Source organism: Streptomyces sp. NPDC046870, from assembly GCF_040704595.1.
GTDB lineage: Bacteria > Actinomycetota > Actinomycetes > Streptomycetales > Streptomycetaceae > Streptomyces > Streptomyces argyrophylli.
The window spans coordinates 69,853-84,205 of sequence record NZ_JBEYXM010000013.1 but is presented as its reverse complement, the minus strand read 5'-3'; the positions used below and the strand labels follow the sequence as shown (position 1 = coordinate 84,205).

Below are 14,353 nucleotides of genomic sequence, written 5' to 3'. Positions count from 1 at the left end.
AGGGGTGTGCCGATCATGTCCGACGAGGTGCCGCAGTCCACGCCGGGGGAGCGGATCGACGGACACCACTCCGCGGCCCCCCGGGTCTCCTTCGACAAGGGGCCGGAGCGGACGGCCCCGGTCCCCCGGGAAGCGGACGGGGCACGGGTCCAGGACGCCGCCCCCGCTCCCGGTCCCGCGCACGACCGGCAGACGGTGACGTCGCTGCCGGCGTTCCCGGCCCCGGCCACGCCCGCCGGCGCCGTACCCGCGCCGTGGGCCGCCCCGGCCGAGGGTCCCGCCTCCACGGCCCCGGCCCCCCAGCCGAACCCGTTCGCCCCGCCGCCGGGCTCCTACCCGCCCCCGGCGAACCCCTTCGCCCCGCCGGCGCCGCCCGCGGGCCCGCACGGGGGAGCGGAGCCGGTGCCGCCGCCTCCCATCGCCCCCGACGGCCCCGGCCAGGTGCCGTACGGCTATCCGGGTGCGGCGCCGGCCTACGGCTACCCGGGTGCCGGGCCCGCGTACGGCTACCCGGGCCCGCGGCACGCCCCGTACGGTGGCCCCGCTCCCTACCCCGCCGCGCACGGCTACGCCTGGCCCGGCATGCAGCCGCCGCCCAGCAACGGCCTGGGTACGGCCTCGCTGGTGCTGGGGATCGTCGCGACGGTCGGCTTCGTCCTGTGGCCGATCGCCCTGGCCATGGGCATCCTGGCCGTGATCCTCGGCGGGCTGGGGCGGGGCAGGGCCAACCGGGGCGAGGCGACGAACCCGGGTGTGGCCCTGGCCGGCGTCATCTGCGGCGCCGCCGGGATCGTCCTGGTGCTGGTCCTGTTCGCCCTGTTGATAGCGACGCGCACCTGACGCACCGGCCGGCACGCCCGACCTTGCACCGCCGACCCGGCACCGCCCAGCAGACGCCGCCCCGCCGAAGTGGCCCGCAGGCGCCGTCCCGCGGAAGTACTCCGGCATGCGCCGTTCCCCTGAAGCGCCCCGTACACGCTGCCTCGCCGAGGTGGCCCGGTACACGCTGCCTCGCCGACGCGCCCTGGCCACACGCCGCCCCGCCGAAGCGCTCCGGCACATGCCGCCCCGCCGAAGTGGCTCGCACGCGCCGTCCCGCGGAAGTACTCCGGCATGCGCCGTTCCCCTGGAGCGCCCCGGTACACGCCGCGTCGCCGAGGTGGTCCGGTACACGCTGCCGCGCCGAAGCGCTCCGGCACGCGCTGCCGCGCCGACGCGCCCTGGCACACGCCGCCCCGCCGAGGCGCCCCGCACGCGCCGTCCCGCGGAAGTACTCCGGCATACGCCGCCGCGACGAAGCGCCCCCGTACACGCCGCCCCGCCGAAGCGCTCCGGCACACGCCGCCCCGCCGAAGTGCCCTGGCACACGCGGCCCCGCCGAAGCGCCCCGGCAGACGCCGCCCCTTCGAAGCCTCCGCAGGCCGACGACCCCGCCGAAGCGCCGCAGGCCTACGCGCCGGCGCCCGCGAGCCGCTCCCGGGCCTCCATCAGGGCGAAGCCCAGGAGGTTCAGGCCGCGCCAGCGCTCCGGGTCGGAGGCCGCCTCGTCGTCCGCCGACAGTCCGATGCCCCATATCCGGTCCACGGGGCTCGCCTCCACCAGCACCCGTTCACCGGTCCCCAGCAGGAACATCCCGAGGTCGTCGTCGGCGGCGAACTTGTGCACGCTGCCCTCGACCACCAGCCGGAAGCGTTCCCGTTCCCACACCGCCGCGTCGAAGTCCCGCACCAGCCGGCCCACCTTCTTCGCCTCCGCCGGATGCTCCGCGGCCAGCACCCGTCGCTCGGCCTCCGCGTCCCCGAACAGCCGGGCCTTGCCCGCCATCATCCAGTGCTCGGCCGTCGCGTACCGCACGCCGTCCACCACGAACGGTGACGGCCACCACTGGCTCAGACAGCTCGCGCCGACCCGGCCGTCCGGGCGCGGCCGGTGCCCCCAGAAGTGCAGATACCTGATCCGGGACCCCGCCTGGACCTCTCTGATCAGGGCGTCCACCCCGTCGATCTTCCCCATGCACGTGAGTGTGGCACGCACCACTGACACTCCGTCCGTCCTTTTCCGCCCCGACTCGACACCTGGTCGACAGATTCCGTCGCGTAACCAAAAGGCAACAACGGAATCACTTGTTGGTGTCCGGTCCCTCTGTCAGGATCGGCACTCAAATCGAGCTGGAGCCACGCCCCCCGCCCCTCGGGACGGGCGCACGGCGGAGGAGAGCGACATGCACAACCCGGGCACCGCCACCCCGGAACGATTCCCCGCACAGGACCGCCTCGCGGACGGCGCGCAGTTCATCGCCGGCCGGCCCGCCCGGGGCACCTCGGGCCGTACGCACTCCGTGGTCGACCCGGCCACCGGCGCCGAGGTGTACACCTACGAGCTGGCCGGTACCGAGGACGTCGACGCGGCCGTCGCCGCCGCGCGCGCCGCCTTCCCCGGCTGGGCCGCCGCCACCCCGGGCGAGCGCTCGGACGCGCTGCACCGGTTCGCCGCCGTGCTCGCCGACCGCGCCGAGGAGTTCGCCCGCGCGGAGTCCCTCCAGTGCGGCAAGCCGCTCAAGCTCACCCGCGAGTTCGACGTGCCGGGGACCATCGACAACACCGCGTTCTTCGCGGGGGCGGCCCGGCACCTGCAGGGGCAGTCCGCCGGTGAGTACTCCGGCGACCACACGTCATACGTCCGGCGCGAGCCCATCGGGGTCGTCGGCTCCGTCGCACCCTGGAACTACCCGCTCCAGATGGCCGCCTGGAAGATCCTCCCGGCGATCGCCGCGGGCAACACCATCGTGCTGAAGCCCGCCGAGCTGACCCCGCTGACCTCGCTGCTGTTCGCGCGGGCCGCCACGGACGCCGGCATCCCGGAGGGCGTGGTCAACATCGTCACCGGGACCGGGAAGGAGGCCGGTGAGCACCTCGTCGGGCACCCCGACGTGGCCATGACCTCCTTCACCGGCTCCACCGCCGTCGGCAAACGCGTCGCCGAGATCGCCACCGCCACCGTCAAGCGGCTGCACCTGGAGCTGGGCGGCAAGGCGCCCTTCGTGGTCTTCGACGACGCCGACCTGGAGGCCGCCGCGCACGGCGCGGTCGCCGGCGCGCTCATCAACACCGGGCAGGACTGCACGGCCGCCACGCGCGCGTACGTGCAGCGCCCGCTGTACGAGGCGTTCGTGGAACGGACCGCCGCGCTGATGGAGACCGTGCGGCTCGGCGACCCGTTCGCGCCCGGAACCGACCTGGGGCCACTGATCTCGCACGTCCAGCGTGACCGGGTCGCCGGATTCGTGGACCGCGCGCGGGGCTACGCACGCGTGGTGACCGGCGGCGAGGCCCCCGGAGACGACCTAAAGGACGGCGCCTACTACCGGCCCACCCTGATCGCCGACGCGGCACAGGACAGCGAGATCGTCCAGTCGGAGATCTTCGGTCCGGTACTGGTCGTACTGCCGTTCGACAGTGATGATGAGGGCATCCGGCTGGCCAACGACACCCCGTACGGTCTGGCCGCCTCCGCGTGGAGCCGCGACGTCTACCGCGCGAACCGGGCCACCCGCGAGATCAAGGCGGGCTGCGTCTGGGTCAACGACCACATCCCGATCATCAGCGAGATGCCGCACGGGGGTTACAAGGCCTCCGGCTTCGGCAAGGACATGTCGGTGTACTCGTTCGAGGAGTACACGCAGGTCAAACACGTAATGTTCGACAACACCGCGGTGGCCGCGAAGGACTGGCACCGCACGATCTTCGGGGACCGCTAGCGACGACCAGGCCACCGACCAGGCCGATCCTCCGAAAGGGCACCACGCGCATGGAGCAGTACGAGCCCGACCGCCTCACTCCGCCCCAGGTGGCCGCCGTGCGGCGCAGCCTGCTGGGCGGCAGGGCCGCTCTGACCCGCCGGTCGCTGCTGCGGGCGTCCGCGGGCGGCGCGCTCGCCGCCGGCGGCCTCGGGGCGCTGAGCGGCTGCGGGATCCCCGCCGCGGGCAAGACCCAGGGCGGCACCTCCGCCCAGGACCACTCGGCCCGGGAGAAGGTCGTGAACTTCTCCAACTGGACCGAGTACATCGACGTCGACGACAGCGGCAAGCACCACCCCACCCTGGAGACCTTCCGCCGGCGGACCGGGATCACGGTCAACTACAGCGAGGACATCAACGACAACAACGAGTTCTTCGGCAAGATCAAGCCGCAGCTCGCCGCGGGCCAGGACACCGGCCGCGACATCATCGTCCTCACCGACTGGCTGGCCGCCCGGCTGATCCGCCTGGGCTGGGTGCAGAAGCTCGACCCGTCGAACCTCCCGCACGCGTACACCAACCTCTCGCCCCAGTTCCGCAACCCGGACTGGGACCCCGGGCGGGCGTACTCATACCCCTGGCAGGGCATCTCCACCGTGATCGCCTACAACAAGAAGGCGCTCGACGGCATCGAGGTGAAGTCGGTCTCCGACCTGCTCGACAACCCCAGGCTGAAGGGGCGCGTCGGCTTCCTGTCGGAGATGCGGGACTCCATCGGCATGACCCTGCTGGACATGGGCAAGGACCCGGCGAAGTTCACCGACGACGACTTCGACGCGGCGATCGCCCGCCTCCAGAAGGCCGTCGACAAGGGCCAGATCCGCCGCTTCACCGGCAACGACTACACCTCCGACCTCACCAAGGGCGACTTCGCGGCCTGCGTCGCCTGGGCGGGCGACGTGGTCCAGCTCAAGGCGGACAGCCCAGACGTCGACTTCGTCATCCCCGACACCGGCTACATGACGTCGACCGACAACCTGTGCGTCCCCAACAAGGCGCGGCACAAGACGAACGCCGAGCGGCTCATCGACTTCTACTACGAGCCCGAGCAGGCCGCGGCGCTCGCCGCGTACATCAACTACGTGACGCCGGTCGACGGTGTGAAGCCCTACCTTGCGAAGATCGACAAGGACGCGGCGGACAACCCGCTGATCGTCCCCGACAAGGCCATGCAGGCGAAGTCCCACGCCTTCCGCTCCCTGAGCCAGAAGGAAGAGACGGCCTACGAAGAGAAGTTCGCGAAGCTCACAGGGGCGTGACGATGAAGACGACACCAGACAACAGCGGCGACGTCCGCCTCTCCGGCATCTCCAAGACGTACGGCTCCTTCACCGCCGTGCACCCGCTGGACCTGACCGTGCCCGAGGGCTCCTTCTTCGCCCTGCTCGGCGCCTCCGGCTGCGGCAAGACCACCACCCTGCGCATGATCGCCGGCCTGGAGGAGCCCACGACGGGCACCGTCCGGCTCGGCGACCAGGACGTCACGCATCTGCCGCCGTACAAACGGCCGGTGAACACGGTCTTCCAGTCCTACGCCCTCTTCCCGCACCTCGACATCTTCGAGAACGTCGCCTTCGGTCTGCGCCGGCGCGGCATCAAGAGCGTGAAGAAGCAGGTGGAGGACATGCTGGAGCTGGTCCAGCTCGGCGAGCAGGCGCGCAAGAAGCCGCACCAGCTCTCCGGCGGCCAGCAGCAGCGCGTCGCCGTGGCCCGCGCGCTGATCAACCACCCCAAGGTGCTCCTGCTGGACGAGCCGCTGGGCGCCCTGGACCTCAAGCTGCGCCGCCAGATGCAGCTGGAGCTCAAGCGCATCCAGACCGAGGTCGGCATCACCTTCGTCCACGTCACGCACGACCAGGAGGAGGCCATGACCATGGCCGACACGGTCGCCGTGATGAACGGCGGCCGGGTCGAGCAGCTCGGCTCGCCGGCCGACCTGTACGAGAACCCGCGCAGCACCTTCGTCGCGAACTTCCTCGGGACCTCCAACCTCATCGAGGCCGAGGTCGACACGAAGAACGGCGACGACATCGTGCTCAAGGCGGGCGGCGGCAAGCTGGTGCTGCCCGAGGCGCGGTGTTCCGCCCCGACGACGGCCGGCGGCAAGGTGCTGGTGGGCATCCGCCCGGAGAAGATCTCGCTCACGCACGCCGACGACGCGGGGGAGATCCCGCAGGGCCGCAACCGCCTGACCGGCACGATCGCCGACGCCAGCTTCATCGGCGTCTCCACGCAGTACGTCATCGACAGCCCGGTCTGCGACGAGCTGGCGGTGTACGTGCAGAACGTCGAGCGGGACGGCCGGCTCGTCCCCGGCGCCGAGGTCGTCCTGCACTGGAACCCGGCCCACACGTTCGGCCTGGACGCCGCTCAGGACATCGACGCGGGCACCGAGGAAGAGGTCGCCGCCTGATGTCCACCCTCACCGAGGCGCCCCCGCCTCTCGCGCCCGCGGCCCCGGAGAAGAAGCCCCCGCGCAGGCGCGGCCGGTTCACCCCGTACTGGCTGCTGCTGCCCGGCATCCTGTGGCTGGTCGTCTTCTTCGCGCTGCCGATGCTCTACCAGGCCTCCACCTCCGTGCAGCAGGGCTCCCTGGAGGAGGGCTACAAGGTCACCTGGCACTTCGCCACCTACTGGGACGCCCTGTCCGCGTACTGGCCGCAGTTCCTGCGGTCCGTGTTCTACGCCGCCGCCGCGACCGTGCTGTGCCTGCTGCTCGGTTACCCGCTGGCCTATCTCATCGCCTTCCGCGCGGGCCGCTGGAAGAACCTGATCATGATCCTGGTGATCGCGCCGTTCTTCACCAGCTTCCTGATCCGCACCCTGGCCTGGAAGACGATCCTCGCCGACAACGGCGTGGTCGTGCACACGCTGAACTCGCTGCACGTCCTGGACCTCACCGACTGGCTCGGCTGGACGGCCGGCGACCGGGTCCTCGCCACCCCGCTCGCGGTCGTGTGCGGCCTGACGTACAACTTCCTGCCGTTCATGATCCTGCCGCTGTACACCTCGCTGGAGCGGATCGACGGCCGGCTGCACGAGGCGGCCGGCGACCTGTACGCCAGGCCGTGGACCACCTTCCGCAAGGTCACCTTCCCGCTGTCCATGCCGGGCGTGGTCTCCGGGACGCTCCTGACCTTCATCCCGGCGGCCGGTGACTACGTCAACGCCGAACTCCTCGGCTCCACCGACACCCGCATGATCGGCAACGTCATCCAGACGCAGTTCCTGCGCATCCTGGACTACCCGACGGCCGCGGCCCTCTCCTTCATCCTCATGGCCGCGATCCTGGCCATGGTCACGCTCTACATCCGCCGGTCCGGGACGGAGGACCTGGTCTAAATGCCCTTCGTCACCTGGCTCAAGCGCCGTCTCGTCGTCATCGCCGGACTGCTGACGCTCGCCTATCTCCTGCTGCCGAACGTCATCGTCACGGTGTTCTCCTTCAACAAACCGAAGGGGCGCTTCAACTACGAATGGCAGCGGTTCTCCACGGACGCCTGGAAGGACCCCTGCGGTGTCGCCGACATGTGCGGCTCGCTGTCCATCAGCCTCCAGATCGCCGTGTGGGCGACGGTCGGCGCCACGATCCTCGGCACGATGATCTCCTTCGCGCTGGTCCGCTACCGCTTCCGCGCGCGCGGCGCCGTCAACTCGCTGATCTTCCTGCCGATGGCGATGCCCGAGGTCGTCATGGCCGCCTCGCTGCTCACCCTGTTCCTGAACATGGGCGCCCAGCTGGGCTTCTGGACGATCCTCATCGCCCACATCATGTTCTGCCTGAGCTTCGTCGTCACCGCGGTCAAGGCCCGCGTGATGTCGATGGACCCGCGCCTGGAGGAGGCCGCCCGGGACCTGTACGCCGGCCCCGCGCAGACCTTCCTGCGGGTCACCCTGCCCATCGCGGCACCCGGGATCGCCGCGGGCGCGCTGCTGTCGTTCGCCCTGTCCTTCGACGACTTCATCATCACCAACTTCAACGCGGGCTCGACCGTCACCTTCCCCATGTTCGTGTGGGGCTCGGCCCAGCGTGGAACACCCGTCCAGATCAACGTGATCGGCACGGCCATGTTCCTGATCGCCGTCCTCTTCGTGCTGACGTCGATGGTCATCAGCAATCGCCGGAACAAGCAAAAGGCATAAGCCCTTTCGCTGAACGTCCTCTGTAGGGAGTTGAAATCATGGCCCCGAGCGCCATGAGCCGTGGCAAAGACAACTGGATCGCCTCTCTCTCCGAAACCCAGCCGGTCCCGTACTGGCTGGAAGACCCCGGCAAGCCACCCGCCGAGCCCGCCCTCACCGGCACCGAGACCTGCGACCTGCTCGTCGTGGGCGGCGGCTACAGCGGGCTGTGGACCGCGCTGAACGCCAAGGAGCGCGACCCGCGGCGCGATGTGGTGCTGCTGGAAGGCCGCGAGGCGGGCTGGGCCGCCTCCGGCCGCAACGGCGGCTTCTGCGCCGCCTCCCTCACGCACGGCCTGCCCAACGGCCTGGCCCGCTGGCCCGACGAGATCCACCGGCTTCAGGAGCTGGGCCGGCGCAACCTCGACGGGATCGAGGCGGCGATCGCCCGGCACGGCATCGACTGCGACTTCGAACGCACCGGCGAGATCGACGTCGCCACCGAGACCTACCAGGCCCGGGAACTGCGCGACTGGCACCGGAAACTCCAGGAGAAGGGCCTCGCGGACGGCATCGAGTTCCTGGACGCCGACGCGGTGCGCGAGCAGGTGAACTCGCCCACCTTCGAGGCCGGCCTGTGGGACCGCCGGGGCGTGGCCATGCTCCACCCGGCCAAGCTGGCGTGGGGCCTGAAGAAGGCCTGCCTGAAGCTCGGGGTGCGGGTGTACGAGCACACGCCCGCCCTGACCCTCAGGAGCTACGGCGCCGGGATGGCCGTACGCACCCCGTACGGCGCCGTCCGCGCCCGCAAGGTCGCGCTCGGCACGAACATCTTCCCGAGCCTGCTGCGCCGCGTGCGCTCGTACACCGTCCCCGTCTACGACTACGCCCTGATGACCGAGCCGCTGACCGCCGAGCAGCTCGCCTCGATCGGCTGGAAGAACAGACAGGGCCTCGGGGACTCGGCGAACCAGTTCCACTACTTCCGGCTGTCCGCCGACAACCGCGTCCTGTGGGGCGGCTACGACGCGATCTACCCCTACGGCGGCCGGGTCCGTGCCGAGTACGACGACCGGCCCGAGACGTACGCCAAGCTCGCGGGCCACTTCTTCACGTGCTTCCCGCAGCTGGAGGGCGTCCGCTTCACCCACGCCTGGGGCGGCGCGATCGACACCTGCTCCCGCTTCTCGGCGTTCTTCGGCACCGCCCACCAGGGCCGCGTGGCCTACGCGGCGGGCTACACCGGCCTCGGCGTCGGCGCGACCCGGTTCGGCGCGGACGTGATGCTCGACCTGCTGGACGGGGAGCGCACCGAGCGGACCGAGCTGGAGATGGTCCGCAGGAAGCCGCTGCCGTTCCCGCCGGAGCCCTTCGCCTGGACGGGCATCGCCCTGACCAGGTGGTCGCTGGCCCGCGCGGACGCCCACGGGGGCCGCCGGAACCTGTGGCTGCGGACGATGGACCGGCTGGGACTGGGCTTCGACAGTTAGGGCCTCTCGTTCGGATCATGCCGGGCTCGCGGGGTCCGGCCTGATCCACACGAAAGACCCTGGCCCGGGTCCACACCGGGCCGCCGCAACAAGTCGGCCGAACCCGCGTAATGCTCCCCGGAGGACCTCCCTCTCCCTCGTGACGGACGCGACCGCGTCCACGTGAACCACGGGAGAAAGGGAGGCCCTCTCATGACTGGGGCGAAGACGGCGGTCGCATGGCTGGCATCCGTCGCACCGGACCCCGAGGCCTGCCGCAGGGAGTGGGAGCGCAACCCCCTCGGGGTCGCGCTGCTGCCCGCCGGCAAGGCGTGGGACGTCCTGATCCTTCCGGGTGCCCTCGGCTACCCGACCCTCGACGTGCTCACCCGCGTCCTCGACCAACTCGGCCCGGTGCTCGTCGACTTCGGCGACGACCGGGTCGGGTTCCTCGTACCCCCGGGCACCGCGGCCCGCTGGCTCGGCACCGGGATCAGGACCGCGGGAGCCGGCACCTGGATCGTCGTGCCGCACCCGGGCCGGGCGACCCGGGGCGTGCGCTGGCTGGTGCCGCCGGACGGCTCGGGCACGCTGACCGACCCGGCGCTGCTGGAACTGGCGATGCACGAGGCGGCGGCGGGGGCGGCGAGGGAGAGGGGCGGGGGCGGGTAGAGCCCGGCACCTTGACAACACGATTGGTCTGGACCAAGTTGTGTGCGCTCCTCCCCTCCAACTCCCCGCCACCCGGAGGCCCTTGTGGACCGCGCCAGACGCCCCAGATCCGTCCTCGCCGCGCTCACGGCCGCACTGCTGGCCGTGCCCGGCATCACCGCGCTCTCGTCGGCCGCCCGCGCGGCCGACGCGGACGTCGCGGTCAACGGCGGCTTCGAGTCCGGCCTGACCGGCTGGACCTGCACCGCCGGCACCACCGTCACCTCACCCGTGCACAGCGGGAGCGCGGCGCTCCAGGCCACCCCGGCCGGCAGCGACAACGCCCAGTGCTCCCAGACGGTGACCGTCCAGCCGAACGCGCAGTACACCCTGTCCGGGTACGTCCGCGGCTCCTACGTCTACCTCGGTGCGAGCGGCACCGGCACCACCGACGTCTCCGCCTGGACCCAGTCCGCCCCCGACTGGCAGAAGCTCAGCACCACCTTCCGTACCGGGGCGGCCACCACCAGGGTCACGATCTACACCCACGGCTGGTACGGCACCGGCGCCTACCACGCCGACGACCTCACCCTCGTCGGCCCCGGCGGCAGCGGCACCACACAGCCGCCCGCCGCCCCCACCGGTCTGCGGACCACCACCGTGACCTCGTCCTCCGTCGGACTGTCCTGGTCCGCGGTGACCGGCGCGACCGGCTACGCGGTCTACCGCGACGGCACCAGGGTGCAGACGGTGACCGGCACCTCGGCCACCGTCTCCGGCCTCGCGGCCTCGACGGCGTACAGCTTCCAGGTCACCGCGGTGAACGACGCCGGCGAGTCCGCGAAGTCCGCGGTCGTCACCGCGACGACCGGCACCGGCGGCGGGGGCGGCCCGTCCGACCTGCCCGCCCACGCCCTCGTCGGCTACCTGCACGCCAGCTTCGCCAACGGCGCCGGCTACACCCGCCTCGCCGACGTCCCCGACAGCTGGGACGTCATCGACCTGGCCTTCGGCGAGCCCACCTCGGTCACCTCCGGGGACATCCGCTTCAACCGCTGCCCGGTCACCGAGTGCCCGAACGTGGAGAGCGACGCCGACTTCAAGGCGGCCGTCAAGGCCAAGCAGGCCGCCGGCAAGAAGGTACTGATCTCGATCGGCGGCCAGAACGGCCAGGTGCAGCTCACCACGACCGCGGCCCGCGACACCTTCGTCTCCTCCGTCTCGAAGATCATCGACACCTACGGCCTCGACGGCCTGGACATCGACTTCGAGGGCCACTCGCTGTCCCTGAACGCGAACGACACGGACTTCAGGAACCCGACCACTCCCGTGATCGTGAACCTCATCTCCGCCCTGAAGACCCTGAAGGCCAGGTACGGCGCGAAGTTCGTCCTCACCATGGCCCCGGAGACCTTCTTCGTGCAGAACGGCTACCAGTACTACGGCACCGGCAAGTGGGGCGGTCAGGACCCCCGCTGCGGCGCCTACCTCCCGGTCATCCACGCCCTGCGCGACGACCTCACGCTCCTGCACGTCCAGGACTACAACTCCGGCCCGATCATGGGCCTGGACAACCAGTACCACTCCATGGGCGGCGCCGACTTCCACATCGCCATGACCGACATGCTCCTCACCGGCTTCCCGGTCGCCGGCGACCCGAACAACGTCTTCCCGCCGCTGCGCCCGGACCAGGTCGCGATCGGCATGCCGGCGTCGGCCAACGCGGGCAACGGCTACGTCTCCCCGTCCGAGGTCACCAAGACCCTGGACTGCCTGACGAGGAGGACGAACTGCGGCTCGTACGCCACGCACGGGACCTGGCCCGCGCTGCGGGGTCTGATGACGTGGTCGGTGAACTGGGACCGCTACGCGAACTGGGAGTTCCAGAAGAACTTCGACGCGTACTTCGGCTGAGCACGCGGGACAGGGTGGCCAGCAGCACCGTGCCCAGGCACCAGCCGGCCACCACGTCCAGCGGCCAGTGCCAGCCGTGGCGGACCAGCCCGTACGACACCCCGAGGACCAGGGCCGCACACCCCGCGACCAGGACACGGCGGGCGGCGGGGGAGCGGAGCCAGGGGAGGAGGAGCAGGGTCGCGGAACCGTACGCGACCGCCGCCGTCGTCGTGTGACCGGACGGGAAGTACCCGGTCCCCGGGGGCACCACCGGTGTCCCCGGCCGGGCCGTCCACACCTTCAGCGGGACCACGACCGCCGGGACCAGCGCCATCAGCACGGCCGCGGCGAGCGGCGGCAGCCACCACCGCCCGGCACCGGCGGCCCGGCCCCGCCAGGCCACGTACCCGAGGGCCGCGGCGAGCACGGGCAGGGCGACCTGGACGTTGCCGAGGTCGGAGAGCAGCTGGGAGAACCGGTCAGGGTGCACGAGGGCCCGGCTGGCGTCCGCGTCCAGCCGCAGCAGCGGCCCGTCGGCGACGACCTGCCAGGTGACGAGGGCGAAGACGACCGCCGGGAGGACCAGGAGCAGCATGGGCCCAGCTTGGCAGACGACCGCGGGGAAGGAGGTCGGCCGCCCCGGAACAGGGGGGGTGGTTCCGAGGCGGCCGTCCGGACCGGAACGTCGCGCGCCCCGGGGGGTTTGGGGCGGCGACCGTCCGATCGGTGAGGAGATCCCGGAGCCGTCAGGCGCCGGTTGTGTGCGCGAGGGCACGACCAGGTCGAAGCTGGGGAGGCCCCGGCCCGGTGTCCGCCCGCAGTCCCCTGTGGGCGGGTGTATCTCTCATCTGAGGAGAACCTACGGCAGGCGGCGGCGCTTGGGCAGACGGAATCCGCTCCCGTCATCCACCCCGCACACCTTCTTCACACGGCCTGCCGCAGGCGCCTTCAGCGGTGCGGACCGCCCGCTCATATGCGCGGGTCCGCAGGGCCGCTCAGATGCGGGCGAACGCCTGCTCGATGATGTCGAGGCCCTCGTTCAGCAGGTCCTCGCCGATGACCAGCGGCGGCAGGAAGCGCAGCACGTTGCCGTAGGTGCCGCAGGTCAGGACCAGCAGGCCCTCGGCGTGGCAGGCCTTGGCGAGCGCGGCGGTGGCCTCCGGGTTCGGCTCCTTGGTGGCGCGGTCCTTGACCAGCTCGATCGCGATCATGGCACCACGTCCACGCACGTCACCGATGACGTCGAACTTCTCGGCCATGGCGGTGAGGCGACCCTTCATGATCTCCTCGATGCGCTTGGCCTTGCCGTTGAGGTCCTGCTCCTTCATCGTCTCGATGGCACCGAGCGCACCGGCGCACGCGACCGGGTTGCCGCCGTAGGTGCCACCGAGGCCGCCGGCGTGCGCGGCGTCCATGATCTCCGCGCGGCCGGTGACGGCGGCGAGCGGCAGACCACCGGCGATGCCCTTGGCGGTCGTGATCAGGTCGGGCACGATCCCCTCGTCCTCGCACGCGAACCACTGTCCGGTCCGGCAGAAGCCGGACTGGATCTCGTCGGCGACGAAGACGATGCCGTTGTCGGCGGCGAACTGGCGGATGGCCGGCAGGAAGCCCTTGGCCGGCTCGATGAAGCCGCCCTCGCCGAGCACCGGCTCGATGATGATCGCGGCCACGTTGTCCGGGCCGACCTGCTTGGTGATCTGGTCGATGGCCTGCGCGGCGGCCTCCGGGCCGGCGTTCTCCGGGCCGGTCGGCCAGCGGTACGCGTACGCGACGGGCACGCGGTACACCTCGGGCGCGAACGGTCCGAAGCCGTGCTTGTACGGCATGTTCTTCGCCGTCAGCGCCATGGTGAGGTTGGTCCGCCCGTGGTAGCCGTGGTCGAACACCACCACGGCCTGCCGCTTGGTGTAGGCACGCGCGATCTTGACGGCGTTCTCGACGGCCTCGGCGCCCGAGTTGAACAGCGCGGACTTCTTGGCGTGGTCGCCCGGGGTCAGCTCGGCGAGCGCCTCGGCGACCTCCACGTAGCCCTCGTACGGGGTGACCATGAAACAGGTGTGGGTGAAGTCGGCGAGCTGGGCGCTCGCGCGGCGCACCACGGCCTCGGCGGAGGCGCCGACGCTCGTCACGGCGATGCCGGACCCGAAGTCGATCAGCCGGTTGCCGTCGACGTCCTCGATGATGCCGCCGCCCGCGCGCGCGGTGAACACGGGCAGCACGGAGCCCACGCCCTGGGCGACCGCGGCGGTACGGCGGGCCTGCAGCTCCTGCGACTTCGGGCCGGGGATGGCGGTGACGACGCGGCGCTCCTGCGGAAGTGCGGTCATGGGGGGCTCCCTGATGATCTTGCGTACCGGGCGGTCCCGGGCGGTCCCGGGCGGTGCGTTTTCGGACGCATACCTTCTTTTCCCGCAGG

The 14,353-nt window shown here is 71.3% G+C and carries 11 protein-coding genes and 1 pseudogene; 9 read left to right on the top strand and 3 right to left on the bottom strand.

What is annotated here, in order from left to right; all coding sequences use genetic code 11:
• The first annotated feature begins 15 nt into the window (after nucleotides 1-15).
• The gene (locus tag AB0946_RS25715) at nucleotides 16-840 is read left to right on the top strand and encodes a DUF4190 domain-containing protein (RefSeq protein WP_366763019.1); all 825 of its coding nucleotides are present in this window, start codon (nucleotides 16-18) and stop codon (nucleotides 838-840) included.
• 609 nt (nucleotides 841-1,449) lie between these two features.
• Here the strand turns inward: AB0946_RS25715 and AB0946_RS25710 are convergent.
• Nucleotides 1,450-2,013, bottom strand: a complete 564-nt coding sequence (locus AB0946_RS25710; protein WP_366763018.1) for an NADAR family protein — start codon at nucleotides 2,011-2,013, stop codon at nucleotides 1,450-1,452.
• 208 nt (nucleotides 2,014-2,221) lie between these two features.
• On the opposite strand from AB0946_RS25710, the gene AB0946_RS25705 reads away from it, so the two are divergent.
• The 8 genes from AB0946_RS25705 to AB0946_RS25670 all read left to right on the top strand — a co-directional run bounded on the left by AB0946_RS25705 (nucleotide 2,222) and on the right by AB0946_RS25670 (nucleotide 11,952).
• On the top strand, nucleotides 2,222-3,757 hold the full coding sequence (locus tag AB0946_RS25705) for a gamma-aminobutyraldehyde dehydrogenase (protein ID WP_366763016.1): 1,536 nt from the start codon (nucleotides 2,222-2,224) through the stop codon (nucleotides 3,755-3,757).
• Between the two features lie 50 nt (nucleotides 3,758-3,807).
• Nucleotides 3,808-5,055 (top strand): spermidine/putrescine ABC transporter substrate-binding protein, encoded by a 1,248-nt coding sequence (locus AB0946_RS25700; RefSeq protein ID WP_366763015.1) that lies wholly within the window; start codon nucleotides 3,808-3,810, stop codon nucleotides 5,053-5,055.
• A 2-nt stretch (nucleotides 5,056-5,057) separates the two neighbouring features.
• Nucleotides 5,058-6,209 carry an ABC transporter ATP-binding protein gene (locus AB0946_RS25695; protein ID WP_366763014.1) on the top strand — a complete coding sequence of 384 codons (1,152 nt, stop codon included), beginning with the start codon at nucleotides 5,058-5,060 and terminating at the stop codon, nucleotides 6,207-6,209.
• Nucleotides 6,209-7,138, top strand: coding sequence for an ABC transporter permease (locus tag AB0946_RS25690; protein WP_366763013.1), 930 nt, complete (start codon nucleotides 6,209-6,211; stop codon nucleotides 7,136-7,138). Before AB0946_RS25695 ends, AB0946_RS25690 begins: the two co-directional genes overlap by 1 nt.
• Nucleotides 7,139-7,939, top strand: a complete 801-nt coding sequence (locus tag AB0946_RS25685; RefSeq protein ID WP_366763012.1) for an ABC transporter permease — start codon at nucleotides 7,139-7,141, stop codon at nucleotides 7,937-7,939.
• A gap of 38 nt (nucleotides 7,940-7,977) precedes the next feature.
• Complete coding sequence (locus AB0946_RS25680) at nucleotides 7,978-9,408, top strand: FAD-dependent oxidoreductase (RefSeq protein ID WP_366763011.1); 1,431 nt, start codon at nucleotides 7,978-7,980, stop codon at nucleotides 9,406-9,408.
• Nucleotides 9,409-9,600: 192 nt separating this feature from the next.
• Nucleotides 9,601-10,059, top strand: coding sequence for a hypothetical protein (locus AB0946_RS25675; RefSeq protein WP_366763010.1), 459 nt, complete (start codon nucleotides 9,601-9,603; stop codon nucleotides 10,057-10,059).
• 84 nt (nucleotides 10,060-10,143) lie between these two features.
• The gene (locus AB0946_RS25670; RefSeq protein ID WP_366763009.1) at nucleotides 10,144-11,952 is read left to right on the top strand and encodes a glycoside hydrolase family 18 protein; all 1,809 of its coding nucleotides are present in this window, start codon (nucleotides 10,144-10,146) and stop codon (nucleotides 11,950-11,952) included.
• Between the two features lie 52 nt (nucleotides 11,953-12,004).
• Here AB0946_RS25670 and AB0946_RS25665 read toward each other — a convergent pair.
• Both AB0946_RS25665 and gabT read right to left on the bottom strand, forming a co-directional pair.
• A pseudogene (locus AB0946_RS25665) lies at nucleotides 12,005-12,268 on the bottom strand (phosphatase PAP2 family protein); the annotation flags it as partial.
• 661 nt (nucleotides 12,269-12,929) lie between these two features.
• Nucleotides 12,930-14,264, bottom strand: a complete 1,335-nt coding sequence (gene gabT / locus AB0946_RS25660; RefSeq protein WP_366763008.1) for a 4-aminobutyrate--2-oxoglutarate transaminase — start codon at nucleotides 14,262-14,264, stop codon at nucleotides 12,930-12,932.
• Nucleotides 14,265-14,353: the final 89 nt, after the last annotated feature.